The organism is Microcoleus sp. B7-D4 (assembly GCF_036705125.1).
In the GTDB taxonomy this organism is placed as follows: Bacteria; Cyanobacteriota; Cyanobacteriia; order Cyanobacteriales; family Microcoleaceae; genus Microcoleus.
The window spans coordinates 15,678-39,651 of sequence record NZ_JAUBTT010000080.1; the positions used below are offsets into that span (position 1 = coordinate 15,678).

Consider the following 23,974-nt stretch of genomic DNA (forward strand, 5'->3'; position numbering starts at 1 on the left):
ACTGGCTACCTTTGGTGAAATACATCAGCGATCTGCGGTATTTTTCTCTTCTATTGGGTATTGTACCGCAACTGCGATACAATTATAAGTTCGACTGCTAGATTTTCGTAAACTCGTAATCAGTTGATATATTTCGGGAATGTCTGAAAAAACTCTGCTAAGTGAAATTGTTCATTGTCCCCATGCACGAGAGTGTCAAGAAGATATTTCTGTTGAAAATCCATGTCGTAAAATTGTTGACTCTCAAAATGCAATTGGGTTAGAAAAATTTCAAGTGCCTGAACCTTGGAGTGGACAGATAGAGCAAGCACCCATTCTCTTCCTGAGTTCAAATCCATCAATTGGCTCTGATGAAGATTACCCAACTTGGGATTGGTCATGTAGCGAAGTACACGATTATTTCAATTACCGTTTTGGAGGAGGACGTAAGCACTGGATCGTTGATGGTACAAAATCCTTGCTAAAAGACGGGAAATATAGTCGCTCTACTCGATTTTGGGCAGCGGTTAGACAACGTGCGATTGAGCTACTTCAACGGAACGTTAGTCCAGGCATTGATTATGCGCTTACCGAGATAGTGCATTGTAAGTCTCGTGCCGAAACTGGTGTAGAAGAATCACAGGAGCAATGTGTGGAAGCCTACTTGTTGAGAGTTTTAGAACTAGCAAGAGCAAAAGTGATAGTGGTACTGGGGGCACGCGCAAAGCAAGTGATTCAAAGCCAATTCAATATCTCTACAGCAAATTCAATATCCGAGTTCGTTGAGATAGGGAATCGTGAAAGATTTTTTGCTTTTCTCCCCCATCCAAATGCTCGGACCCACCGTTCTTTTGCTAAGTGTTTACAGGGTGATGAACTTGAAAAGTTACGCGCTTTTTTGCGGTAGCATCAAAATACGGCAAGAGATGCGCGCACTCGAACAACGCCAATGCACCCGACCGTCGAAATCCTGTCGGTGGCAGTCTGAGGTAATTTGCGGCGGGTGATTGGCAACGTTAGACCGCTAAATCTGAGTTGGGTAGTGGCTTGAATGTATCTATCAAATTCCAACCCAAAGGTGAATGTCATGCAAGCTAAACTTCAAGAACAACTTTCTCCTGATGCCGAAGTTATTTTGGGACGTTTGCCAGAACGAATTAAAGCTGCTCTAATTGCGCGTGCTGCGAAAATTGAATATCCGATCGCCATTTCGATCGCCAATTTTCAAGGGCACAGAAGCATTAGGTTTCGTAGATTGCAAACCAGGACGCGGACAATAAAATCGAGAAGTCCCATGCGATGAAGTTTTTGATAAGGTGAAAGCCCGATCGCTAAAATGATGAATAGATGTTGCTGCCAAGATAACCATGACCACCATCACCCTCAACCTCTCTCCCGAACTCGAACACCAGATCCGCACTGAAGCATCTCGACAGGGCGTTGAACCCGATCGCTACATCCTCAACGCCCTGCAAGAACGCCTCCAGCCTAGACTTCCAATTACCCAACCTACTGAAGCCGACTTGCTGCAACAAATTAACATTGGCTTTAGTGCACAAACCTGGGAAGAATACCATGCCCTCATCGCCAAGCGTCATGCCGAAACCCTGACTCCCGATGAACACAAGCAACTGATCCAAATGAGCTCGCGCCTTGAACAACTCAACGTTACCCGCATTCAAGCCTTAATTCAACTCGCAACCTTCCGCAACCAACCTCTGACAGATCTGATGCAAACCCTGGGCTGCCTGCGGGTTCTTCCGTCTATGATAATAAGTAGTTAGAATCAAAAAAATGTATGCCAGTTGTAGCAGTTAAAACTTACATAGAGTATCGGAATGATGCCTATTGGGTTGAAGGAACTCGGATTTCTCTTGACTCGATCGCCTATGCTTTCTGTCAAGGATTATCGCCCGAAACTATTGTTCAGTCTTTCCCACTACTGACACTGGAACAGGTTTATGGGGCAATCGCCTTTTATCTAGCCAACCGCGCTGAAATCGACGCTTACTTAGCCGCCGAAGAAGCTGCATTTGATGCCATGCCTCAACCTCTACAAACCAGCGATCCAGCTTTGTACAACAAACTGATTGCAGCTAAAGCAGCAACACAGCAGGTGCAATCGTGAATGTGCGCTATCAAGCTGATGCTGACTTAAATCAGGCGATCGTCACAGGATTACTGCGACGAGAATCTACAATCGACTTTCAAACTGCTTTTGCTGCTGGGTTAGAAGGCGTTAAAGATTTAGAAGTGCTGGCAATTGCAGCACAGCAAAGACGTGTTCTTGTCAGCCACGATCGCAAAACAATGCCATCGGAATTTTCTGAGTTCATTACTACTAATCAGAGTGCTGGAGTCATTATTGTTTCCCGAAAAATACCGATGGAAGTTGTCATCGAAGAACTACTCTTGATTTGGGCAGCATCTAGTGCAGAGGAATGGGTCGATCGTATTGCTAAGCTACCCCTTTGATGCACACTAAAATGGATATTGAAAGCGTTAAGCTAGAAACAGACAACAGAGAGCCAACCTACGCAAAAGGTTAATATCAATGGTTGCGATCGCCCAAAAAACCCTTTCCTTCGAGGAATTTCTCAACTGGGATGACGACTCCGGCAGGTCATTTGAGCTAGTCAATAAAGTACATCTTGAACACTACCAAATTTTTCAATGTTTCAACTTCTGGCTGTTAGCGGGAAAGTGGCGATTTCTGTTGCAGATTCTGGCAGAGGGGGGCGCAGACAAAGATAAGCTAGCGGCCCTAACAGCGGAATGAGAGAGACTGCCCAAAAAATGCGATCGTCCGAGAGTCCACGGCGTGCCATATCGTCTCCCAAAAGTGAGGGAAATATTACAGCCATCAAGCAACAATCCCAAGTTATTAAATGCACAAAAGGAATTGACTGCCACTGCTTGACAAAATCTCCCCAATCTCCATTTAACCAAGCCCAAGCTAACAGCCAGATAGTAGTTAGTAAAAGTACAATCCCTGTCCAGCGGGAGTCTGATATTTTGATCAACATATCTTTGCGGCCGGAAAATTCTTGCTGGGGCTGGCGGAGGAGTAAGTAGGGAATTAAGCCGATGATACCGGCGCCGTTGGAAGCGATGAAAGCAGGCCCAGCGGATATATTTTGGGTTTTCTCATCAATGAATAGGAGGCAAGCGTAGACCATCGGCCACACTCCCATGAGAGCGAATATAGTGACAAGGTAGGGGTTGATTCCTTCTAGCTGCAACTTGAGCATTTTTTCGATAACTGTTAACGTTCCGGGCTGATCGAGAGGAGCTAGCAGCAAGGTGTAGGCAATAAATGTTGCCCACAGCAACCCCAGAAAAAGTTTTGTTTTCATCATATATAACGAGTAGTGGAAGCCGACTAAAGTAAATTATGGTAAAGTAGCCGCCGAGTTAGCGCCGTCTATCTTAGGTAATAAGCAGTTCGATTGGAACAGCGGCGGGAAACCCCGTTTTAGTTGGGGGATGAAATGCTCTACAGCAGCCGATCCTTACTTTAGGCAGACGCAGGAGCCGCGTCAGGAGAGATACATTTTAAAGAATCGGTTGTTTTTATTACAAAACCCCCCTTAGAAAAGGAGTTTCAGCGGTGAACTTAATATCTGTAGAGGAACTCAAAGCACTGGTACAACAATCTCCTGGATTGTGCGTCTCAATTTATATGCCAGTCGCTCAAGGAACAGAAATTCAACAAAATCCGATTCGGTTCAAAAATTTAATCAGAGAGGCTGAAGACAAAATTGTAGAGTACGGATTTGACAAAAAAGAAGCGGCCCAATTGCTAGAGCCAGTCCGAGCAGAAATTGACCGGGAAAACTTTTGGGAAAATCAAAGCAACCTGCTGGCGATTTTTGTCGGTTCGGGATTTTTCCGCTACTATACCTGTCCGGTGAATTTTGAGGAATTAGTGGTTGTGAGCGACAATTTTCACGTCAAACCGCTGATGCCTATGCTGACAGGAGATAATTTATTTTATGTTTTAGCTCTCAGTCAGAAGGAAGTGAGGCTGATTGAGTGTACGCCTTACAGTGCTAGGGAAGTTGAAGTTGAAAACTTGCCGAAAAGCCTTGAGGATGCTCTGCAATATGACCCGACTGCTAAAGATGGTCAGTTTCGGATTGCTACTTCAAAAGGAGGCACTAATAATTCTTTTCAGCAGCCGGGAAGTTTTCACGGTCAAGGAAGTCCAGATCGAGATGAACCCCAGCAGGAAATTTTGCAGTATTTCCACATAATTGATGGCGCGCTGCACAAATATTTGCACAATAAAAAAGCTCCTTTAGTGTTAGCTGGAGTTGAGTATTTGCTCCCGCTTTACCGAGAAGCAAATACGTACCCGCATTTATTTGAAGAAGGAATTACAGGCAATCAGAAACTTCTCAAGCCGGAAGAGTTGCGGGCCGAAGCTTTGCCGCTGGTAGAACCTTTGTTTTTGCAGGCTCAGTCAGAGGCGATCGCACAATACCACGATCTGACAGGAAGCGATAAAATTTCTGCTGATTTGAAAGAAGCTGTTTCGGCTGCTTATTTTGGACGAGTCGATCGACTATTTGTTGCTCTTGGCGTTCAACAGTGGGGTACTTTTAATCCCGATACGAACGCGGTGCAAATCCACCCAGATGCAGAATTGGGCGACGAAGATTTGTTGAATGCGGCAGCAATTCAAACTATTCTCAATGGCGGAACTGTTTACGCGGTGCCACCGGAAAAAGTGCCGGACGAGGCGCCTTTAGCTGCTATTTTCCGCTATTAATTTACCAGGTTTAAAGCAATGGAATCGAGTTCAATGACAAATTCCGACAAACAAAACCAAAGTAGCAGCGGCGATACCGAACGCTGGGCATCTTTAATTGGTGGCGGGGCGCTGGTGCTTTTTGGTTTGTCGCAGCGTTCTTTGAGAGGTGCTTTGCTGGCGGTTGCGGGCGGCGGTTTAGCGGCTCGCGGGCTGGGGGTTGTGGAGGGTTTGCAGTCGGCCGCTGATCCGAATCAAAGCATTAAAGTTGAAAAGACGGTGACGATCGACAAACCGGCGGATGAATTGTACCGTTTATGGCGCAATTTTGAAAATTTACCTCGGTTTATGAAGCATCTCAAACACGTTACGGTAATAGATGAAAAACGTTCTCACTGGATTGCCAGCGCGCCGATGGGCAATAGTGTGGAATGGGATGCAGAGATTGTCCGCGAAGAAGAAAATCGCTTAATTGCTTGGGCGTCTGTTGAAGGATCTGATGTTGACAATTCTGGTTTTGTGCGCTTTCAACCGGCATCTGCAGGACGCGGTACTGAGGTAAAAGTTGTCATCGAATACAACCCTCCGGGCGGTGCAATTGGTGCTGGTGCTGCTAAACTATTTGGCGAAGCTCCCGAACAGCAAATTGCCAATGATTTACGTCGCTTTAAGCAGTTGATGGAAGCTGGGGAAATAGCGACTACGGAAGGTCAACCTTCGGGCCGGAAGTAAGTATAGCACTTTTGGTGGTAAGCCCTTGTAGGGACAGGGCGAGTGTAGGGACTTAGGCCAAGCCCATAGGTGTTCAACTTAAGCTTTTTGTCCACCAGTCCTCCCGCCCACCCGTTAGTCCGCCAGGGAATGAATTCCCTGTCTCATAGCTAAAGTCCTCTCAAAGAGGACTGAAAAACTCATTAGTCGTCTTCAGACGACTTTAGCTTTGAGGCAGCCAGGGAATGAATTCCCTGTCTCATAGCTAAAGTCCTCTCAAAGAGGACTGAAAAACTCATTAGTCGTCTTCAGACGACTTTAGCTTTGAGGCAGGGGTTTCAACCCCTGTCGGACTGTCGGACTATCGGTTGTACGTTAAGTTGACACCTCTGGACTCTTGGAGTGTCCCTACGACACGAGCGATCGAGCGGGATGTCCTTGAGTACAAAACGTAGAGTTTGTGCTCTCAAGCTATTTGTTGTTTACCTGATTAATTGATGTCATCTCAAGTGGTTTTCGGAAATGCGGGCGCTGAAGGTGCAAGTCGGGGCGGTTGGTTTGCGGGTCACTTTATGACTCCTGAAGATGACCCGCGATCGACTTCTGTTTTAGAGGTAAAATGGGGCACTCACCCCGCCGGAGATTGTAGGACTCAGTGGGCGGTAAATGCGGAAGCCACAACGCTTTCTATCCTGGTAAAAGGGCGGTTTCGCCTGCAATTTCCAGAGCAAGAAATCTTGCTGTCTCGCGAAGGAGATTATGCTCTCTGGCTACCGGGAGTGCCTCATTATTGGTCGGCGGAGGAGGATTCGACGATCGTCACTGTGCGCTGGCCTTCTCTACCTGGAGATAGTTCTGGCGTTAAGAATTAACTTTAACTTCGGGAACCAAAACGCGGCCAGTATAACCCGCGCGCTGGTAGCGATCGATCGCCTCGGATGCGATAACACCCGCTTTCCCACTCTCCACCAAGGCTACGCAAGCACCGCCAAAACCTCCGCCCGTCAGCCTTGCGCCGAAGACTCCGGGGATTGACTGCAAGATTGCCGCCAGCGTGTCTACTGCCGGCACCGAAACTTCGTAGTCGTCGCGCTGACTGGCATGGGAAGCATTCATTAACTCGCCAAAACGTTTGGCTGGTAAAGATTTTACCGCTTCGAGTACGCGGTTGTTTTCCGTAACCACGTGGCGCGCTCGTCTTCTGAGGGGTTCCGGTAATACTTCGACAGCTTGGGGGTCGGCGATATCCCTGAGAGCTTTAACTCCCAATATCCGCGCGGATTCCTCGCACTCGGCGCGCCGCTGGTTGTAGCCACTTCCTGCTGCTAGTTCGTGGCTTTCGCCACTGTCAATTATTAAAATTTCTGTGTTTGTGGGAAAAGGTATCGGGCGGCATTCGAGGCTGCGGGTGTCGATCAATAGCATGGTGTTGGTGTCTGCTAAACTCGATGCCATTTGATCCATGATGCCACAGTTCAAGCCGGCATATCGGATTTCGACTTGCTGTCCGATTTGAGCTAGGCGCACGTCGTCTAGGGGGAGGTTCAGTAGGGCGCGCACTCCTCTGAGGGTGGCTATTTCTAAAGCGGCGCTGCTGGACAAACCGGCTCCGATCGGCACAGTCGAGGTAATGTAGAGATTTATTGGCGGTATTTTGTATCCTTCTTTTTCTACAAGTCTCAGGCAGCCACAGATATAACTGACGAATTTTTGCGGTATGGTATCGTCGTCTGAAAAATTTATGAGTTCGTCATATTCTGCTGAATAAACATGGTGTCGATCGTCACTGCTGAAGCCGATTTGTACTGTGGTGCGCTGGGGAATCGCAGTTGGAAGTACAAATCCATCGTTGTAGTCTGTGTGTTCGCCCAGCAGGTTTACTCTGCCGGGGGCGCTGGCTGTGGTTTTGGGTAATGTACCAAATACTCGTTGGAATTTCATTTTTGGGGAAGTGGTAATTGGTTCTTGGTTATTTGTTATTGGTTATTTGTTATTGGTTATTTGAAAAAACCGCTATCCGTGCCTCCGTGACTTACGTGTTGTCCTGTTGGTAATTGGGAAGAAATAAATTTATTTTTTATCGTTTGTCCTTATTATAGTGCCCAAGTTTTTTGGTTAATTCAACCCCTGTTAACAAAAATAAACATCACCGTAGGTTGGGAAGAGATATTGAGCTGTGATAGAATGACAGGCTAAGATTTCTCCAAAAATTCAAAAAATGCGATCGACCAGACCCCGAAAACAGTTTGCTCAACATTGGCTCAAAAGCGAGAAAGCCTTAGATAAGATTGTGAAAGCGGCTTCTTTGGATCGCGATCGCGTCCTAGAAATTGGGCCGGGCACGGGGATTTTGACTCGGCGTTTACTGCCTGCGGCTGAGTCTGTTGTTGCTGTGGAGATCGATCGAGATTTGTGTCTCAAGCTAGCCAAACAACTCGGCAAAACCGACAATTTTTTACTGCTACAAGGCGACATCCTGGAAATGGACTTAGAGGCTGAACTAACGGCCTTTCCCAAATTCCAAAATCCCAATAAAGTTGTTGCCAACATTCCTTATAATATTACCGGCCCGATCCTGCAAAAACTGCTGGGAACGATATCTGTTCCTGCGGCTAAACCCTTCGATGCGATCGTGCTATTAGTGCAGAAAGAAGTGGCCCAAAGGCTTTACGCTAAACCGGGTTCGACAGCTTTTGGCGCGCTATCAGTGCGGGTGCAGTATTTAGCAGAATGCGAGTTAATTTGCGATGTGCCGTCTAAAGACTTTTTTCCGCCGCCAAAAGTCGATTCCGCCGTGGTGCGGCTGCTTCCCAGACAGATAGAAACTGTGGCGGTTAATCCGCGCTATTTGGAGAATTTAGTTAAGTTGGGATTTGGTAGCAAGCGCAAGATGCTGCGAAATAATTTGAAAGGGGCTGTGGATTTAGATAAACTCGTTCAATTGCTAGAAGAGTTACAGATAAATCCTCAATCTCGCGCTGAAGATTTAAGCGTGGATCAATGGGTAAGTTTGAGTAATAATATTATGTGCGATGTGTGAAATTCAGGATTGTGTTAGATACCAGAATTATTAAATAATTCGGATATCGGGGTGTTTTTTTATCCGGGCTTTTCGCTGTGACTCCTAACAGTTTAATTTAGGTTTTATGGGGATTTTTAAAGGTTTATTGCAGCCTCATGGGAATTTTTATAATAAATTCTACACCTTGCCCCGGTGCAGAAATACAGTGCAATTCGCCTTTATGTCTTACTGTGATAATTTGATAGCCAATCGATAAACCCAATCCCGTGCCTTTACCTACTGGTTTAGTGGTAAAAAATGGATTAAATAACTGGTTCCTCACCGATTCTGTTATTTCTGGCCCGTTGTTGCTAATTCGGATTTCTACCACTTGACTCTCTAAAACTTTGGTAGAAATTTTGATGAGGCGACGATCAGCTTCATTGGCTGCAATCCCCTCGCTGTGACTGTCTTCTTCTAAAGCATCAATAGCATTAGCCAGGATATTCATAAACACTTGATTTAGCTGTCCCGGATAGCACTCTATTTGGGGTAAATTGCCATATTCTTTGATAACTTGAATTTTCGCCAAACCGGGCTTAGCATTCAATCTGCTTTGCAAAATCATCAGTGTGCTGTCAATTCCTTCGTGAACGTCGGCTAATTTCATTTCTGCTTCGTCATGGCGCGAAAAAATTCGCAGCGACTTGACAATACCGAGAATGCGCTCTGCCCCGTTTTTCATAGAAATTAATATTTTTGGTAGGTCATAGATAATAAAATCTAAATCTACAGACTGGAGTTTTTCTCTAAGTGTGGGTAAGGGATTCGGATACTGCTCTTGATAGATATTCACCAATTCTAGCAAACTATCGGCATACTCGCGAGCGTGAGTAACATTCGCGTAAATAAAGTTAATCGGATTGTTGATTTCATGAGCAACCCCAGCGACTAATTGCCCCAAAGATGACATTTTTTCGCTTTGAATTAGCTTTGATTGAGCCTGCTGCAATTCAGACAAGGCTTGTTCGAGCTGTTGAGTTTGAGACTTTAACTCTGCGGTGCGTTCCTCAACTCTAATTTCTAATTCTTCTTTAGATTTTTTTAGTGCAGCTTCTGCTAATTGCCGCTCGACAATTTCCGATGCTAGGAGTCGGTTGGTCAATTCTAACTGTTGAGTTTGAGACTTTAACTCTGCGGTGCGTTCCTCAACTCTAATTTCTAATTCTTCTTTGGCTTTTTTTAGTGCAGCTTCTGCTAATTGGCGATCGACAATTTCAGCTTCTAGGAGTCGGTTGGCGGATTCTAACTGTGCGGGACTGGGAAGTGCTAGGGCTTGAGGCATTAAGTCTACCAAAAGTATGGCTGTAGCAAAGGAAATAAGGGCAGTAATTGCTTTCATTGTTCCTGAAAGCCAATAGGTAGGATGCCAAAGTGTCCAGAGTTCAAATATGTGAGTGATGCCACAGGCGACGATAAAGGTTCCAAACAGGGCAAAGATCCAATTAAATGGCAAATCTTCGCGTTTGGAAATAAAATAAACCAATGTAATCGGGATGGAAAAATACGCGAGTGCAATTATAGAATCTGAGGCAAGGTGAAGCCAGACTAACGGGGTATGCCAGAGATAGCAGTGGCCGTGAGGAATAAATGGCCCGGAACTAAAAAAAGTTTTCCACATTTCCTGCATAATATTTCCTTTGAGTTGTGAGAAAATGGACTCGGACTGGTGCCAATTAATTGCAACCAGGGGTTTCTTTCACCTGCGGCTTAATCACCTATGCGTTCATATTCTCTGCTAGCTTCCGCAAAAATCAATCTGTATCTGGAAATCATAGGCGATCGCCCCGACGGATATCACGAACTGGCGATGGTACTTCAAAGTATAGATTTAGCCGATCGAATTGACTTACGCGCGATCGGTACGGACACGATTCGCGTGCGCTGCGATCACCCGCAAGTCCCTCCTGACAAGAATAACCTGGCCTACCGGGCGGCGGATTTGTTGGCGAAGCAATTCCCCGATGCTTTGGCGAAATACGGCGGAGTCGAGATTGCCATTCACAAGCAGATTCCAGTGGCGGCGGGGCTTGCCGGCGGTTCGGCCAATGCGGCCGCGGTTTTAGTCGGGATGGATTTGCTGTGGCAATTGGGACTTACTCAGTCGGAGTTGCAAGAGTTGGGGGGAACTTTGGGTTCGGATGTGCCTTTTTGCATTGCTGGAGGTACGGCTTTGGCAACTGGTCGCGGAGATAAACTGTCGCCGCTGCCTGATTTGGGGGGCTTTTCTGTGGTGTTGGCCAAGTACCGCAATCTCAGTATTTCTACTGCATGGTCGTATCAAACTTATCGCCAGCAGTTCAGTAGTTCCTATTGTGCAGCGGAAGATTTGGTGTGTCGCCGGCAACGGCTGCATTCGGGCCCGATGGTGGGGGCGATCGCCCAAAAAGATCGATCGAAAATTGGTCAATTGCTGCACAACGATTTAGAAAAAGTTGCTTTGCCTGTGTACCCGCAGGTGTTGCAGTTGCGGCAGGCTTTTGAGTCGGCGGGGGCTTTGGGAACGATGATGTCGGGTTCCGGGCCAACGGTGTTTGCGCTGGCCGAGTCTTCAGAGCAGGCTCAGCAAGTTATGGAACGGGTTAAAAGTGCGATCGCTTCTCCAGATTTGGATTTTTGGGTAGCACAGTTTAGCAATACTGGAATTCAGATTTTTTCGGAGGGAAACGAGACGAAACCGCCGATTTCGAGGGTGTAACTCGAAGAGGGTGCGATCGCGATCGCCCGTTAAACCTGTCTAACAGGCGAGGGTCAAGATTAATCTAACTTTTCGCAGAGTCTATTGAGATCGAAGAACTGATAATATGTCATGCAACAGGGATTTTAGTTTTGGTGAATTAACCAGAAATCTAAAATCTAAAATCTAAAATCTAAAATCGCCATGACTGATTTAACTAATCCAAATTCTACTTCTAAACCTCTGAGTTCGGCTGGAGATGCAACCTCTGCATCTTCCACGCCGCCGACGATTTTGCGGTGCGTGATGGGTTCGCTGATCGCGGGTGGCTTTGCGGCGGCTTTGTACGCGCTAACTTTGTCTATAGTCCAAACTTTTGCAAATTCCCCCATTCATTCTGACAATGTGACTGCGATTAACATTGGCGCGGCTGTGCGAACTTTAGTCATGGGGATTGTGGCTTTGGGTGCGGGTGTTTTTGCTTTTGCATCTTTGGGTTTGATGCTGCTGGCTGTGCAACTTTTGATTCAAAAGTTGGTGAAAAAACCCACAGGTTGAAGTCTACAGGTTGAAACCATCGGGATACACAAATTCTCCTCCGCAAGGCAAAGACTGAATAGTAAGATCGAAGCAATGGAATTATTTACGATCGGACACTCCAATCTGAGTATTGAAGCGTTTGTTTTGCTGCTGCAACAACACGGAATTACGGCGGTTGCGGACGTGCGGTCGCATCCTTTTAGCCGCTATTTACCTCATTTTAATAAATCCGAAATTAAAGCTTCTCTGTCAAGTGTCGGCATTCAATATGTTTTTTTAGGCAAAGAGTTGGGCGCGAGACCAGAGGATTTAAGCTGTTACGATACTAGCGGTAAAGCTTTATACGATCGCATAGCAGCAACTCCTCTATTTTCCGAAGGAATTCAGCGCTTGATCCAAGGCGCAGCAAATTATAAAATCTGTTTAATGTGTGCGGAAAAAGACCCGATTACTTGTCATCGGACTATTTTAGTTTGCCAGAAACTCAGAGAATTTAATTTACAAATTCATCACATTCTTTCCGATGGCAATTTAGAATCGCACCAGCATTTAGAAGAAAGACTTTTGAGCAAGTTTAACAAAGGCAAAAAAAATAATGAGCCAATTCAGCTAAGCTTGTTTGAATTAGAGCCTCAAGTTAAACAGGAAATAGTAGATTTAGAAACAGCTTATTATCGTCACGGATTGGAAATCGCTTATGTCACAAAAGAAAGCCATTAATTTATTTACAATTGGTTTTACTCAAAAAAGCGCCGAGCAGTTTTTTGATACTTTGATGAAAGCGGGAGTCCGCAGGGTGATAGATACGCGGCTGAATAATGTATCGCAGTTGGCTGGTTTTGCTAAGCGAAAAGATTTAGAATATTTTCTGCGAACCATTGGTAATATTGAGTATGTTCACATTCTGGATTTAGCGCCGACTCAAGATATTTTGGATGATTATAAAAAGAAAAAGGGAGATTGGGAGGTTTATGAACAGAAGTTTTTGGGCTTAATGGGCGATAGACAAATTGAACACAAGGTTTCATCGGATATTTTAGACTGCGGGTGTCTGCTTTGTAGCGAACCAAAACCTCATAATTGTCACCGCCGCTTAGTTGCTGAATATCTCAGCAAGAAGTGGAAAAATGTTACAATTAATCATCTTTAATATTTAGTAAGGTGCGTCAGATCGGAGATTTTCAATCATCGCCCTAGAACTTCGTCTGACGCACCCTACCACTAATCTAAAATCTAAAATCTAAAATCTAAAATCGAATGACTCGGATAATTTGTCTCGCTAATTCCTGGAAACGCGGCGACAGGTGCATCGCCGGAATTAATGAACTTCAAGGTAAGTGGGTGCGTCCGGTTTCCGACTTACCAGATGGCCAAATTCCTAAAGAAATGCGGCAGATAAATAGACTTGAACCCGCGTTGTTAGATGTTCTAGAAATTCCTCTGGCAAAGACGGGGCCGGACTTTGGCTTTGAGTGTGAAAATCTTTCTGTTTTACCGGGAAAATGGCGGCAAGTAGGGAAAGTTCCGCCAGCATATTTGCTGAAATATTGCCAGAGTCAAGAATATATTTTGCACAACGATTTGCGATATGTTACGGTGGCATATATGCAGTCTTTGCCAATGTGCGATCGCTTAACTTTGCAATTAGTCAAAGCAGTAAGATTTACGGTAAAAAAGCTAAGTCAAAGATTTGAAGGTGGTAATAAATGGGAAGGATCTCTTGTCACGCAGCAGGGTCAAAGATTGACTGCAACAATTACCGATCCAGTGTTTATTAGAAAGTTAGAATTGGGGTATCGACCGCAAAAAGCTTGTTTGGTAACAGTGAGTTTGAGTATGCCTTGGCGGCCCGATGATTGGGAGGGAGATGACCCTTGTTGGAAGTTGATTGCGGGTGTGGTAGAGTTGCCGGAAGATGTTGTTGAGGATGAAATTTAGTTTTGATCAAAATGGGCGATCGATTATTTATTTCTTTTTATTTACCGCAAAAACTCTGTTCGTGCTATAATTCTGCGGGACTGTAGCAGGAAGGGGTGCTTTTTAATGAAAGCAGAATTTTATTTTGACTGTCACAAATATATTTGCAGTTTAGTTCAAGTAGATTTTGTCAAAGAATTAAAAATAAAAAATCATCAAGGTTTTGTTTTGGCTGTTAAGCAAGGACAAAAGATTGGACTTTTGGGAAAAAGTCGCCATAATGCTAAACAAGTTGATGTATCTAAGCCGCATTTTTATAATGTAATTAAAGCGGCTATGAGCGCTTTGGAATTAGAAACTAAAAATGAGGTGATATTAGAGAGAAATCGAACTCTTGCTGATGCCGAAGAAATGATTCAGCAGCAAAACCGAGAAATTCGGGTTCTCAACGAACAGCTAAGAATACTTGCAGAGCGAGTTGAAGAGTTGTTAGCCTCACAGCAGCCGCTACCAATGGAGATCGTAGATAATCAAATCATAGAAAGTGAAGTTAGTCAAGAAGTAGATGACTGTTCAGCGTCAGAGGCAGATTTCTCGACCCCGGAAACAGAGAATGAAAGCCGAGAAACTGAAATTAGTCAGAACATAAAACAATTAGCAGTCCAGCTAATAGAACATCAACCGCAGTCGTCGGAATTTCAGGAAGTTGAAGAGGCTGAAATCAGTGGCATTAATGATGAAGAGGAAATTGTCGATTCCCAAGTCGCAGAACCGGAAGAAGACTGCATAGAAGTCAAACTCCCAGTAGGCGATCGTCAAATTAAGCAATTGCCTAAAAGAGCTTCTAACAGAAAGATGAGAAAGAAATATTGATGCTTTAGTTACTGAATCATCTTGTCACTATTCAACGTAAAAGGCTCTTCTTTTAGAACCCCGACTTCTTTAAAAAGTCGGGGTTCTGTGTATGCTGTTTTTTCTGTGGGCTTACTTATCAATCTTTTCATGAAAACAACTGAGAGCAATAATTCCCTGGATTCGAGATCAAATTGTTTAATATTCCTAACTGTTGAAACACGGGAGAAGACAAGCTGATAGGTAATGCAACTGGCCCGCAGGTAATGCTGTTGTCTTTGATATACACAATTCCGAAATAAGATTGAACGCCTAATTGTTTAGACAAAGCTACTTGAACAGCCAGCGGATTGTTATTATAAATGGCAAGTTTTATCCCGTATAAATAATTGTTTGTTTCTGCCACGGAAAAGCCAACAGATTTCAAAATACCAGCCGCCGAACTCGGTGTTTCCGGCTGTGGAAATGAGATCGTCCCGAAAGAGTTCGTAAATCCCGATCCTTCTAAATATTGTGCAGTTTGATGTTTGTTCAGATAACTAATATATTGTGTAGCTTCACTTTCTTTAGCTTTGCTGATTAATCTGAAGAAAGTAGGTAAAGCAATAGCTGATAATATCCCAATGATAAATATCACAACCAACAATTCAATCAAAGTAAAGCCGTGGGAGGCATTATGACTTTTTTGTACTCGTAAATAGCGTTTATGGTGACAGACATATAGCAACAATTTTTGAGTAAATACAGACATTAATACCTCCTAAAAATCAACTAGCAGTAAAATAATTACTCGCCCTTAAGTATTCCCTTGCAATCCTCGCCAAGTCTTGGGAAACTCAGCTTGATTCTGATAGATAACAGGCAACCAGCTAGCACCGGGAATTTCCCGATCCCAACGCTGTTTGAGTTTTTCTCGTGCTTCCCGCACGGAAACATAAAAAGAATTGCCGCCAGCAAAAGCTTTGAGAAAAACTTTCAGAAACTCCTGGGCGATTAAATCCGGCACCGGTTCACGCATCACGATAATTTGAGGGATATCTAAATCAGCTAATTGCTTACCCAAGCCTAAGCCATCGCAAGAGTTAAAAATTGCTATTTCCAAACCGTGTTTAATAGCTATTTTCAAGGAATCTTTTAGCTGTTCTACAGTTAACTTATCTGTTTTATTGATACAAATCACCCCCGTACTGCCATCTACTTCGCTCTGACTGTGACCCGAAAAACACAAAATATCCCAGCCTATTTCATCGGTGAGATATTCCTTAAGTTTCTGGTAATTTGGTTCTACCAAAAATATGGTTTCTGCTTCTGACAAATTCTCCAATATCTGCCTGTCTTTATCGACATTGATTTCTGTACTGTCGCCCAAAATTGCCAAAATTCTTACTTTTTTTCTGGGTCGTACTGATTTTTTTACTCTGTTAGATTCCTTGCGACTTAAAGCTACTTCTGGTTGACAGTAAGCATTAAAAAATTTCCATTGATGCCAGGGGAGTTTTCGCAGTAAGTTATCTTCTGTTTGGATGATGACCCGCACTTCGTCAGTGCTGTTTAACTTGTCCTGTAATCCCTGCTTGATTGAGAAAAATTGTTCGGATTCTAGCCACTTATTTACATCTATTTCTACTTCTTCAGCTAAGGTTTTTAGCTCCTGTATGGAACAGTGAGTGATACCGGGTTTTATTTTTATGGCACGGTTTTTTCGCCGATGGTTTTGAATGTTATACATTTCTTGCCACTGTTGATAATGTTGGAAAATTATTGGTTGGGGTGGTAATTTGCCTTCTAATTTTATTGCTAAGCGCTGGCGATCGCACCAAATCTCAACTGTTACGTCAAACCCTTGTTTCAAGTCGCCGCTAGCCAAGTTTAAGATGACTACTTGTTCAGACAACGGTCTGACTATATCCTCCATTACTGACAGCAAGTATTGGCGTTGTTCTGCTGAGTTTTGCAGGGCGGGCGCTTCTGTTCCTAGCACTTGTAGCGCTTCTTGATAGAAACTATTGAAATCATTGTTAATTTGTGCTTTGTCGGTTTCAGGAGGTACGGCGAGTTTAATGACAATTCCATTGCCTTTATTTTCAATACTTTGAATATTGAGTTTTATGCCAGGATTTTTTCGTTGCACCTGTTGGAAAGATTCCATGAAAGCTTTCCAGTCAACACCGTACTTAAAAATCAAGTCAACTGTATTTACAACTTCTGCAAAAAAAGTGGTAAATTCTCCTGGTTGATAGTTGTCGTTACCGCTGGGACGGCGTTCGCGATCGTCCGTTCCCGGCTTCGGTTCTTCTAGCAAATAAACATACTTACAATCTACCCATTCGAGTTGGGTAGTGCTGTCAATATTCCAGGTTCCTAAACCGCAAACACCAGTCATTTTGGCATTGCTAAAATCAGTGCCGATCGCCTGAACTTGACTAAATATTGCATATTCTAAATTAGCTGCTTCCAAAGTCGCTTGACTGAGGTCTGCTGTTTGAAGTTGGGCATAGCTGAGGTCTGCACCTATCAGGTTTGCTCCTCTCAAATCCATGCCTTGATAAGATTTGTGATAGCCGTTGCTGGTGACAAGCAACTCTCGCACTGCAGGATTAATTAATATTGTCTCGTCCACTATTGCCCAGTCGAGAAAACGAGCGTGATGCCACATAGTTCGGTGGATAGTAGCAAATCTAAAATCGGTGTTTTTGAGGGTGGCGTAGCTGAAGTTAGTATTGGCTAATTGAGCGCCGCAAAAGCTGGTGCCGCCAGCCGCACCAATGACGATCGCTAACTGGCGAATTACGGCGTATTTATCATCTTCGGCTAAAACTCTCTGAGCAATGTGAGTTCCTAATAATACCAAAGCTACAGCTAAAATGACAGCTCCAGCGATCGCCAAAATAACTACAGGCGGATCGGGAAAGTTTTTGACACAATTATTCAGGAAATCATAGCATTTATTGTTTGTGTTGTCAACTACTCCAGCTTGGATTAACACGGATGCTTTTAAATATCTCAAGGAATTTCTGGCAATAATTCCGGTGGCGATCGCACTTATAGCCAGAGCTTCAAATAAAGCCAAAGCTGCAATCGCCCTCCCCAGAACAACTTCAGCCAATGTTAGGGCTAAAGGAAGAGCGACAATGGCGATCGTAGTTGCAACGACAGCCGCAGTTAAAGTCACAATTAAAAACGGAATATCGTTAGCCTTCGTTTCGCCAGACAAGGCACTCATTAAGGCACCAGTTCTAAAAGACCTTAACCAGGAAAGTATTGGATGTTTATCATTCGAGAACGCAGATAAAAAACCAATTAAAGGTACAAAAACAGCAGCCGCAATACCTAAATAATCCAAAGCTTTTTGTATCCCTTGGCGAATCATGGTAGTCAACAGAATAGCATTGACGAATAAGATGATTGCAGTTGGCAGAAAACCGATATGCTGGGTTGTTTTGGGAATGAGAGATTTGAAGGTATTATCAACAGCAATTACAGCAGCTATTCCTGATATAGCCGAGAGCAGTGCTACAATTATGAAGATTTTGATTTGCGATTTTCTAGCTAGTCCGCACTGAGCGTGATTGAAATTAGCCTCATCGAGAATTGCATTGGTAAAATCTGCACCTCTGATATCTGCATTGGAGAAATCTGTATTAGTCAGATCAAGGCCTTTGAAAGAACAACCTTGGAGATTTTGACCGCGAAAGTTTTGAAATGTTAATGATGACATATGGGAGTTCGGCAACGGATTTTGTAACGGATGTAACGGATGTTTCTGGTTTATCGTTTTCTCGTTTCCAGGCTATGTCCATTGGTGACAACTTAAGACTGGAATTCATAATAAATGTCGCTTTGATGCGAAGTCTAGATCCCCCTAAATCCCCCTTAAGAAGGGGGACTTTGAGCGATTTCCGGTTCCCCCCTTATTAAGGGGGGTTAGGGGGGATCAGATTTCGATACAAACAAGAGAGACTATCAGTTTAACGTTAACTTGTCACCAATAGACAGAGCCTAGTAACGAGGAATCAGGAACCAATAAAAATGGCTTAGACGCTCTACATAACGCCGACCGGATACAATTACAAACGAAAAGATTGCTTCACATTTACATCTCCCAGTCCTACAGTAATGCTGAACAATTCTCTTAAGTCTGAACAAAATTCAAAATTAAGAAAGTTGTCAGCCTCTCTCGATTCAGCCTTGAAAATCACTTCTTCTGACTCATCCATCAGCATCAATTTCAACCCAGGAGGCAAATAAGTTTGATTTCCCATGGGATACACTCGCACCTGAATATCCACTTCTGAATCCGGTTCTGGGGGCAGCGTGACTACCAGTGCCACGGACTGTTCTCCTAATTGCATTCCCAAATCTATTTTCTGGCCGCGATCGATGGGTAATGCGTTGTTGCTTCTAAAAGAGCGAAGTTGCAATTGTTTGGGATTTAATAGATCGTCAATTACTTGCCATCCCGCATCAAAAATTTCATCGAACCAGTTCATCAAATTAACTGGTTTCAGTTGTTTTATTCGATTCATGTAGACGAGCAAATCTTCGAGGGAATTCAGTGCACTCAGAGGCACTTGTTTAGCTACTGTTCTGGTAAATCCTAACAGCGTTGCTTGTTTCAAAGATTGGTCTAACTGTACGGCTACATAACCAATTCTGTCTCCCCAAGCATCGTAGGGAATCTGACAAGCGTCGGCATCTGGCAAGACGGGACGGCATTCTATTTTTCCTATTTGTTTAACGTCTAAATCTGCTACATCCATAAGTTTCAGCATTAACGGATTGCGACTATCGCTAACCGGCCAATCTGTCTCAAATCCCATGCAGCGAAGGTAAAAATCTACTGCATACACTGCGAGGGTATTGAGATAAACTTGTTTGAATTTTTTCGGACTGGATTGTTTGCCGCACTGTTGGGCGATTTCGTGGGCTTCAAAAGATAATGGCACTGTGAAAGTTATTGGTTCGATCATTTTACTCATCATTAATTTCTCCGCTTCCGCTCAATTCCTACTGTAATTTATTACGAATGTAATCTGAAAATTTCCGCAGATTTCGGTCGTAAAAACTTTGGAGTGTTGAAATTATATTTTTTTTTCCAAATCTTTGAGATATAGTCTCCCATTTTTCATCATCTAACCTAGCTAAAGCTATGACTTGCCAAGTGATATCGGGACGACCTCTGATAGTTTTATTTCGGAAAAGATGATCTGGATCTTCTTCTATTAATTTCCGTAGTCTTTCGGTATCTTCCATAATTTCCAGTCGTGGATAATTTTGTTGATAAATCTCCCATTCTTTCTGTTCAAATTTGTCTAATTCATCTACCGATAAACCTTGAGTTATTCTTTCTCTTCTTCTATATCGATCGCACACATCTTGAAATCTAAAATTAAAGAAATGATTCACCCAAGCCATTACCGGTTTTTGTGAATCATAGGTGTCAATTTTTTGACAGATATGCTCAACTATTTTCAACCGGGCTTCGCTGTAAATGTCTTCATAAAGATGACGAAGGTTGTCGTCATTTATGGGGGGACGAGTAAGTCTGTTATGACGGTAAATTTGGTCTATCAATTTGGTTAATGCTATCTGTCGCTCTTGGCTTCCGGCTGGGTGCTGTTGAGCTTCTAGGGCTAGCTGTCGAAGTATTTCGTCCATCGGGCTCTCCTCACTCCTCTGGGCATTTTTGTGCAGTCTGGTGGAACTTCTATTTATATTTCGGATATCGTCGGAAGTTTTTACGCATTTCTGGGGCAATTGTTACAAAAATTTACGTTTTAGGGGTTTTGGACAAAAGTTTTGAGGTTTGCGGAAAAAGTTTGGCTGGATTTCGTAAGTAAGAATAAGGGGGCGATTTCCTGGGGTATGGCTTTGCTGGCGCGGGCTTTGGGGAAAGGGCGATCGTCCTCCGCAACTGTTGTTGTTTTGATTCAAGGGCGATCGGGTTCTATGTATTTTATTCAAACTGGGGTAAAACTAATGCCATCAATTTCAAATTGGGTTGTCCGAGGAATTTTCTGGAGCTTAGGATTAGGATTGAGTTGTGGAGTTGCTGCACCGGGGTTAGCAGCAAATCTTGTATTGAATGGTAGCTTTGAGGAAATAGTATTACCTAACAACACTTGGACTGTTTTTCCCTGGAGTCCTCCAGCTCCTTTACCTCATAACTTAACTTCCATACCAGGATGGAACTTAGCTCCAGGTTCCAGACTTGAAATACAGCGTTATGCTGCTGGTAGCCCAGCAGCAGGTTTTCAGCTTCTTGAGTTAGATGCAGACTTGATCCAAAGAGGTAGCATTTATCAAGATATACTCACTGAACCTAATCAAACGTATCTTCTAAAATTTGCTTTCTCCCCACGTCCATCTACAGGCATTTCAGATAATATCCTGCAAATTAAGTGGGAAAATCAGATTGTTGATACCCTTTCTGAAAATGGTATGGGTCTACTAGATACTGTTTGGAAGTATTACACTTACAAATTACCTGCTACCAGTAACACAACACGTTTAGAGTTTTCAGAGCTGGGAACACCTAATCACGTTGGTTCATATATTGATGATGTTACTGTCGAGAGTGAACCTGTTCCCGAACCCACTACTGTGTTGGGTACTTTAGCTTTTGGTGCTGTTGTTTCCAGTTGGCGGATGAAGCGCAAACAGCAACCAAAAGTTTTGAATTCAACGGTTGCTTAATTTGAGATATTTCACTTCGTTGTAGTCCGTCGGGGGTTTAAAGTTTCGCCTCATAGCGAAAGTCCGGCGGGGGTTTAAACCCCAGCCTCATAGCGAAAGTCCTCTGAAGAGGACTGAAGAATTAATTAGATATTTCCCATAAAAATATCTATTATTCTGGTCACGTTCAGGTGAAAACAGAAATTATTCCCATGTCTATTAAGCTGTTCGACATTCAAACTGCACTATTTGTGGACCAGACCCCATACTGCAAGGGGTTGAGGCAATAAATTTAAATGACTAACAGCTTAGTCTTCTTCAGAGGACTTTAGCTTTGAGCCAGGGAATTAATTCCCTGGCGGTTTTTCGGGTGAAGTCAAGACTTCGCAAGCTTTGAAAAAAAAGTTCCAAGATTTGCGTAAAAAGTTTAGTCGTATTCCGTAAGTAATAACAAGAGGCAGATCGCACTTTTAGACAAACGGGCGATCGCCCCCTTTCAGCTCATTATATCACTTTTAATTCAATCACAGACTAGGAGTGCAATCTCAATGGCTACCACAAATGAAGTTTCCAGCAACCTTCTGCTAACCGATGTTTTGACAACTGACACTTTACCGGGAAGTGCTGCCAAAACTCCCATCCTCAACCCTTTAAGCAACAGCAACAGTCAAAATATCGGCGGCAGTGCTTTGATAGCTGACAGCAAAACTCAGCCAGTTATTGAACCCGAAAAGCTATCCAGTCCGACTGACACGCTTAACTCAAAAAATGCGATCGCCGATACAAATAGCAAAAAATCAGATGATTCATTAATTGTTACCGACACTCTCAAAAGCGGTTTAAGCGAGTCAGCAAGCAGCAGCAGTAGTGTTCGCGACACCTTATCCGGTTCCCCGTCAGGTACAGATGTCAAAGATACGCTGACAGGAATCAGCAACGATGCACCGTTAAGTGCAATTAAAGATGACACTATTACAGCAGCAGATTCTTTGACTAATCCTCAGAGTGCCGAGAAAATACCATCTGAGAAAACTCCCGCTACTTTAGCCGAAAAAGAAAGCAAGCCAGAAATTGCGATCGCCCACAATACTTCTGTCTCAGAACCAAAAGCAACAACAAGTTCAGAAGCGATTAAACCAGATAACTCGCCAGCAGAAAAACCTGCCGCTACAGTCGCCGATATCAGCCAAGACAGCAACAAAACAGCAGAAAAACCTGCCGCTACAGCCGCCGATACCAGCAAAGACAGCAACCAAGAAAAATCTTCAACTAACAGCACAGACAACAACAAACCATCTACAGACAATACAGAAGTCGTCGCCGTTGGAACACCAAAAGAATTAAGTCCAACCGTTCCTACATCAGATCCAGTAGCCGATAATTCCTTTACATCCGGGAAATTTGTTGTTGACTCTACAGGTCAAGTCGGCATTGATTTCTTATTGGACGGCGGTTTGTATAAGGGTCAATTAGCTATTATCAGTCTCAAAGGAATGGAGAAGTTTTCTCCAGGTTCGGAAGAGTTTCTCAAAGAAGCGGCTTCGAGAGCACTTAGCAATTCTGCAAATGGTCATGTAGTTATTAATGACTTGAGTGAAGGTGCAAAATTTACGGGGAATTTACTCGAAGGCAATTATAACGATGGAGTTTACTTAGGACTTAAGACTTTTGCGATGACTCCGGGGGAGGAATTCGGGGTGATGTTAGTGCCTAATGGGACTGTACAAGAGGTACTTAACAATCCGGCGATAGGAGGAGACAAACGTCCTTTATTCTCGATGGTGACAGCGAATCCTGCTGAGGGATTTCATGTGGGTCAAATTGCCGATGTAACGGGTAGCGGCAAGACTTTTACAATGGAGGATATGCGAGTCGATTTAGGGAGCGATCGCGATTACAATGACTTCGTATTTCAGGTGCGGGGTGCAACGGGTCAAGCTGTGAATTTAGATAGCGTGATTAATGCCGATAAAGATTGGCGAAAAACGGATATGGGTCAGGCTTTGATTGCTTATGCTAAGCCCTACGTTGAACTGAAGGTAGAACCAAAAGAAGAGGATGTAAAAGCTGTAAATAATACTGGATCTGGTTCAGTTTTAGATGTTCCGATTTCCGACACTGCAAGTGCTTCAAATGAGAAGGTGACTCCTGCAAGTAATACTGAGTCTGTATCGAAAACCGAGGTTGCTACTTCAGATAAAGCTGGGGTTTCTGAGGTGAAATCTGAGGAGGAGAAAAAGGCGATCGTAACTCCTGTTTCTACTTCTACTACCGATGCGGTGACTTCCGATAAGGGTGTTATTTCTGAGGTGAAGGTTGAGGAGGAGAAAAAGGCGATCGCACCTGTTTCTACTTTTACTAACGATGCGGTGACTTCCGATAAGGCTGTGGTTTCTGAGGTAAAATCTGAGGAGGAGAAAAAGGCGATCGCACCTGTTTCCACTTTTACTAACGATGCGGTGGCTTCCGATAAGGCTGTGGCTTCTGATGTGAAAGCTGAGGAGGAGAAAAAGGCGATCGCACCTGTTTCTACTTTTACTAACGATGCGGTGGCTTCCGATAAGGCTGTGGCTTCTGATGTGAAAGCTGAGGAGGACAAAAAGGCGATCGTAACTCCTGTTTCTACTTCTACTACCGATGCGGTGGCTTCCGATAAGGATGTTATTTCTGAGGTGAAGGTTGAGGAAAACAAAAAGGCGATCGTAACTCCTGTTTCTACTTCAACAAAGGAGGCGGTGGCTTCCGATAAGGCTGTGGCTTCTGATGTGAAAGCTGAGGAGGACAAAAAGGCGATCGTAACTCCTGTTTC

24 protein-coding genes are annotated in these 23,974 nt (G+C 43.8%); 17 read left to right on the forward strand and 7 right to left on the reverse strand.

All coding sequences use genetic code 11. The features are described from left to right. Positions 1 to 139: 139 nt before the first annotated feature. From QUB12_RS27040 to QUB12_RS27060, 5 genes are all read left to right on the forward strand, one after another. The gene (locus QUB12_RS27040; protein WP_333281832.1) at positions 140 to 886 is read left to right on the forward strand and encodes a uracil-DNA glycosylase family protein; all 747 of its coding nucleotides are present in this window, start codon (positions 140 to 142) and stop codon (positions 884 to 886) included. Between the two features lie 180 nt (positions 887 to 1,066). Further along, positions 1,067 to 1,282: a hypothetical protein gene (locus QUB12_RS27045; RefSeq protein ID WP_333309244.1), complete on the forward strand. Its 216-nt coding sequence runs from the start codon at positions 1,067 to 1,069 to the stop codon at positions 1,280 to 1,282. Positions 1,283 to 1,346: 64 nt separating this feature from the next. After that, complete coding sequence (locus QUB12_RS27050; RefSeq protein WP_333309246.1) at positions 1,347 to 1,763, forward strand: hypothetical protein; 417 nt, start codon at positions 1,347 to 1,349, stop codon at positions 1,761 to 1,763. Between the two features lie 14 nt (positions 1,764 to 1,777). Beyond that, positions 1,778 to 2,107 (forward strand): DUF433 domain-containing protein, encoded by a 330-nt coding sequence (locus QUB12_RS27055; RefSeq protein ID WP_333141286.1) that lies wholly within the window; start codon positions 1,778 to 1,780, stop codon positions 2,105 to 2,107. Then, positions 2,104 to 2,454, forward strand: coding sequence for a DUF5615 family PIN-like protein (locus QUB12_RS27060; protein WP_333141288.1), 351 nt, complete (start codon positions 2,104 to 2,106; stop codon positions 2,452 to 2,454). Before QUB12_RS27055 ends, QUB12_RS27060 begins: the two co-directional genes overlap by 4 nt. 203 nt (positions 2,455 to 2,657) lie before the next feature. Here the strand turns inward: QUB12_RS27060 and QUB12_RS27065 are convergent, their stop codons facing one another. Continuing rightward, on the reverse strand, positions 2,658 to 3,338 hold the full coding sequence (locus QUB12_RS27065; protein ID WP_333309249.1) for a DUF2834 domain-containing protein: 681 nt from the start codon (positions 3,336 to 3,338) through the stop codon (positions 2,658 to 2,660). Between the two features lie 251 nt (positions 3,339 to 3,589). On the opposite strand from QUB12_RS27065, the gene QUB12_RS27070 reads away from it, so the two are divergent. The 3 genes from QUB12_RS27070 to QUB12_RS27080 all read left to right on the forward strand — a co-directional run bounded on the left by QUB12_RS27070 (position 3,590) and on the right by QUB12_RS27080 (position 6,315). Beyond that, positions 3,590 to 4,753, forward strand: coding sequence for a baeRF3 domain-containing protein (locus QUB12_RS27070; RefSeq protein WP_333309251.1), 1,164 nt, complete (start codon positions 3,590 to 3,592; stop codon positions 4,751 to 4,753). 33 nt (positions 4,754 to 4,786) lie between these two features. Beyond that, positions 4,787 to 5,464: an SRPBCC family protein gene (locus QUB12_RS27075; protein ID WP_333309253.1), complete on the forward strand. Its 678-nt coding sequence runs from the start codon at positions 4,787 to 4,789 to the stop codon at positions 5,462 to 5,464. A gap of 476 nt (positions 5,465 to 5,940) precedes the next feature. After that, complete coding sequence (locus QUB12_RS27080) at positions 5,941 to 6,315, forward strand: signal peptidase I (protein WP_333141296.1); 375 nt, start codon at positions 5,941 to 5,943, stop codon at positions 6,313 to 6,315. On the opposite strand, the gene galK is transcribed toward QUB12_RS27080, so the two are convergent. Further along, positions 6,305 to 7,384, reverse strand: a complete 1,080-nt coding sequence (gene galK, locus QUB12_RS27085) for a galactokinase (protein WP_333141298.1) — start codon at positions 7,382 to 7,384, stop codon at positions 6,305 to 6,307. The genes QUB12_RS27080 and galK overlap by 11 nt on opposite strands. A 277-nt stretch (positions 7,385 to 7,661) precedes the next feature. Between galK and rsmA the strand changes: the two genes are divergently transcribed. Further along, on the forward strand, positions 7,662 to 8,483 hold the full coding sequence (gene rsmA / locus QUB12_RS27090) for a 16S rRNA (adenine(1518)-N(6)/adenine(1519)-N(6))-dimethyltransferase RsmA (RefSeq protein ID WP_333141300.1): 822 nt from the start codon (positions 7,662 to 7,664) through the stop codon (positions 8,481 to 8,483). A gap of 124 nt (positions 8,484 to 8,607) precedes the next feature. Here the strand turns inward: rsmA and QUB12_RS27095 are convergent, their stop codons facing one another. Next, positions 8,608 to 10,134: an ATP-binding protein gene (locus QUB12_RS27095; protein WP_333141302.1), complete on the reverse strand. Its 1,527-nt coding sequence runs from the start codon at positions 10,132 to 10,134 to the stop codon at positions 8,608 to 8,610. A gap of 90 nt (positions 10,135 to 10,224) precedes the next feature. Here QUB12_RS27095 and ispE point away from each other — a divergent pair, with 90 nt between their 5' ends. From ispE to QUB12_RS27125, 6 genes are all read left to right on the forward strand, one after another. After that, a complete protein-coding gene (gene ispE, locus QUB12_RS27100) occupies positions 10,225 to 11,202 on the forward strand; it encodes a 4-(cytidine 5'-diphospho)-2-C-methyl-D-erythritol kinase (protein ID WP_333141304.1) in 978 nt (325 codons plus the stop codon). A gap of 183 nt (positions 11,203 to 11,385) precedes the next feature. Next, on the forward strand, positions 11,386 to 11,739 hold the full coding sequence (locus QUB12_RS27105; RefSeq protein WP_333141306.1) for a DUF3082 domain-containing protein: 354 nt from the start codon (positions 11,386 to 11,388) through the stop codon (positions 11,737 to 11,739). Positions 11,740 to 11,814: 75 nt separating this feature from the next. Further along, positions 11,815 to 12,441, forward strand: coding sequence for a DUF488 domain-containing protein (locus tag QUB12_RS27110; protein WP_333108399.1), 627 nt, complete (start codon positions 11,815 to 11,817; stop codon positions 12,439 to 12,441). Continuing rightward, positions 12,419 to 12,871 carry a DUF488 domain-containing protein gene (locus QUB12_RS27115; protein WP_333141308.1) on the forward strand — a complete coding sequence of 151 codons (453 nt, stop codon included), beginning with the start codon at positions 12,419 to 12,421 and terminating at the stop codon, positions 12,869 to 12,871. The genes QUB12_RS27110 and QUB12_RS27115 overlap by 23 nt, the downstream gene beginning before the upstream one ends. Before the next feature lie 107 nt (positions 12,872 to 12,978). After that, positions 12,979 to 13,659, forward strand: coding sequence for a dual OB domain-containing protein (locus tag QUB12_RS27120; RefSeq protein ID WP_333141310.1), 681 nt, complete (start codon positions 12,979 to 12,981; stop codon positions 13,657 to 13,659). A 105-nt stretch (positions 13,660 to 13,764) separates the two neighbouring features. Further along, positions 13,765 to 14,511: a hypothetical protein gene (locus tag QUB12_RS27125; protein WP_333309255.1), complete on the forward strand. Its 747-nt coding sequence runs from the start codon at positions 13,765 to 13,767 to the stop codon at positions 14,509 to 14,511. Between the two features lie 127 nt (positions 14,512 to 14,638). Here the strand turns inward: QUB12_RS27125 and QUB12_RS27130 are convergent, their stop codons facing one another. The 4 genes from QUB12_RS27130 to QUB12_RS27145 form a co-directional block, all read right to left on the reverse strand. Next, positions 14,639 to 15,241: a prepilin-type N-terminal cleavage/methylation domain-containing protein gene (locus tag QUB12_RS27130; RefSeq protein ID WP_333141314.1), complete on the reverse strand. Its 603-nt coding sequence runs from the start codon at positions 15,239 to 15,241 to the stop codon at positions 14,639 to 14,641. A 45-nt stretch (positions 15,242 to 15,286) separates the two neighbouring features. Next, positions 15,287 to 18,208: a pentapeptide repeat-containing protein gene (locus tag QUB12_RS27135; protein ID WP_333309257.1), complete on the reverse strand. Its 2,922-nt coding sequence runs from the start codon at positions 18,206 to 18,208 to the stop codon at positions 15,287 to 15,289. A 349-nt stretch (positions 18,209 to 18,557) separates the two neighbouring features. Further along, positions 18,558 to 19,472 (reverse strand): DUF1822 family protein, encoded by a 915-nt coding sequence (locus QUB12_RS27140; protein ID WP_333309259.1) that lies wholly within the window; start codon positions 19,470 to 19,472, stop codon positions 18,558 to 18,560. A 25-nt stretch (positions 19,473 to 19,497) separates the two neighbouring features. Continuing rightward, positions 19,498 to 20,148, reverse strand: a complete 651-nt coding sequence (locus tag QUB12_RS27145) for a hypothetical protein (protein WP_333309260.1) — start codon at positions 20,146 to 20,148, stop codon at positions 19,498 to 19,500. 141 nt (positions 20,149 to 20,289) lie between these two features. On the opposite strand from QUB12_RS27145, the gene QUB12_RS27150 reads away from it, so the two are divergent. Together QUB12_RS27150 and QUB12_RS27155 are read left to right on the forward strand one after the other, a co-directional pair. Next, the gene (locus QUB12_RS27150) at positions 20,290 to 21,186 is read left to right on the forward strand and encodes a DUF642 domain-containing protein (protein ID WP_333309262.1); all 897 of its coding nucleotides are present in this window, start codon (positions 20,290 to 20,292) and stop codon (positions 21,184 to 21,186) included. Between the two features lie 527 nt (positions 21,187 to 21,713). After that, positions 21,714 to 23,974: DUF4114 domain-containing protein (locus QUB12_RS27155; protein WP_333141324.1), on the forward strand; the 2,261-nt coding region annotated here is incomplete at its 3' end.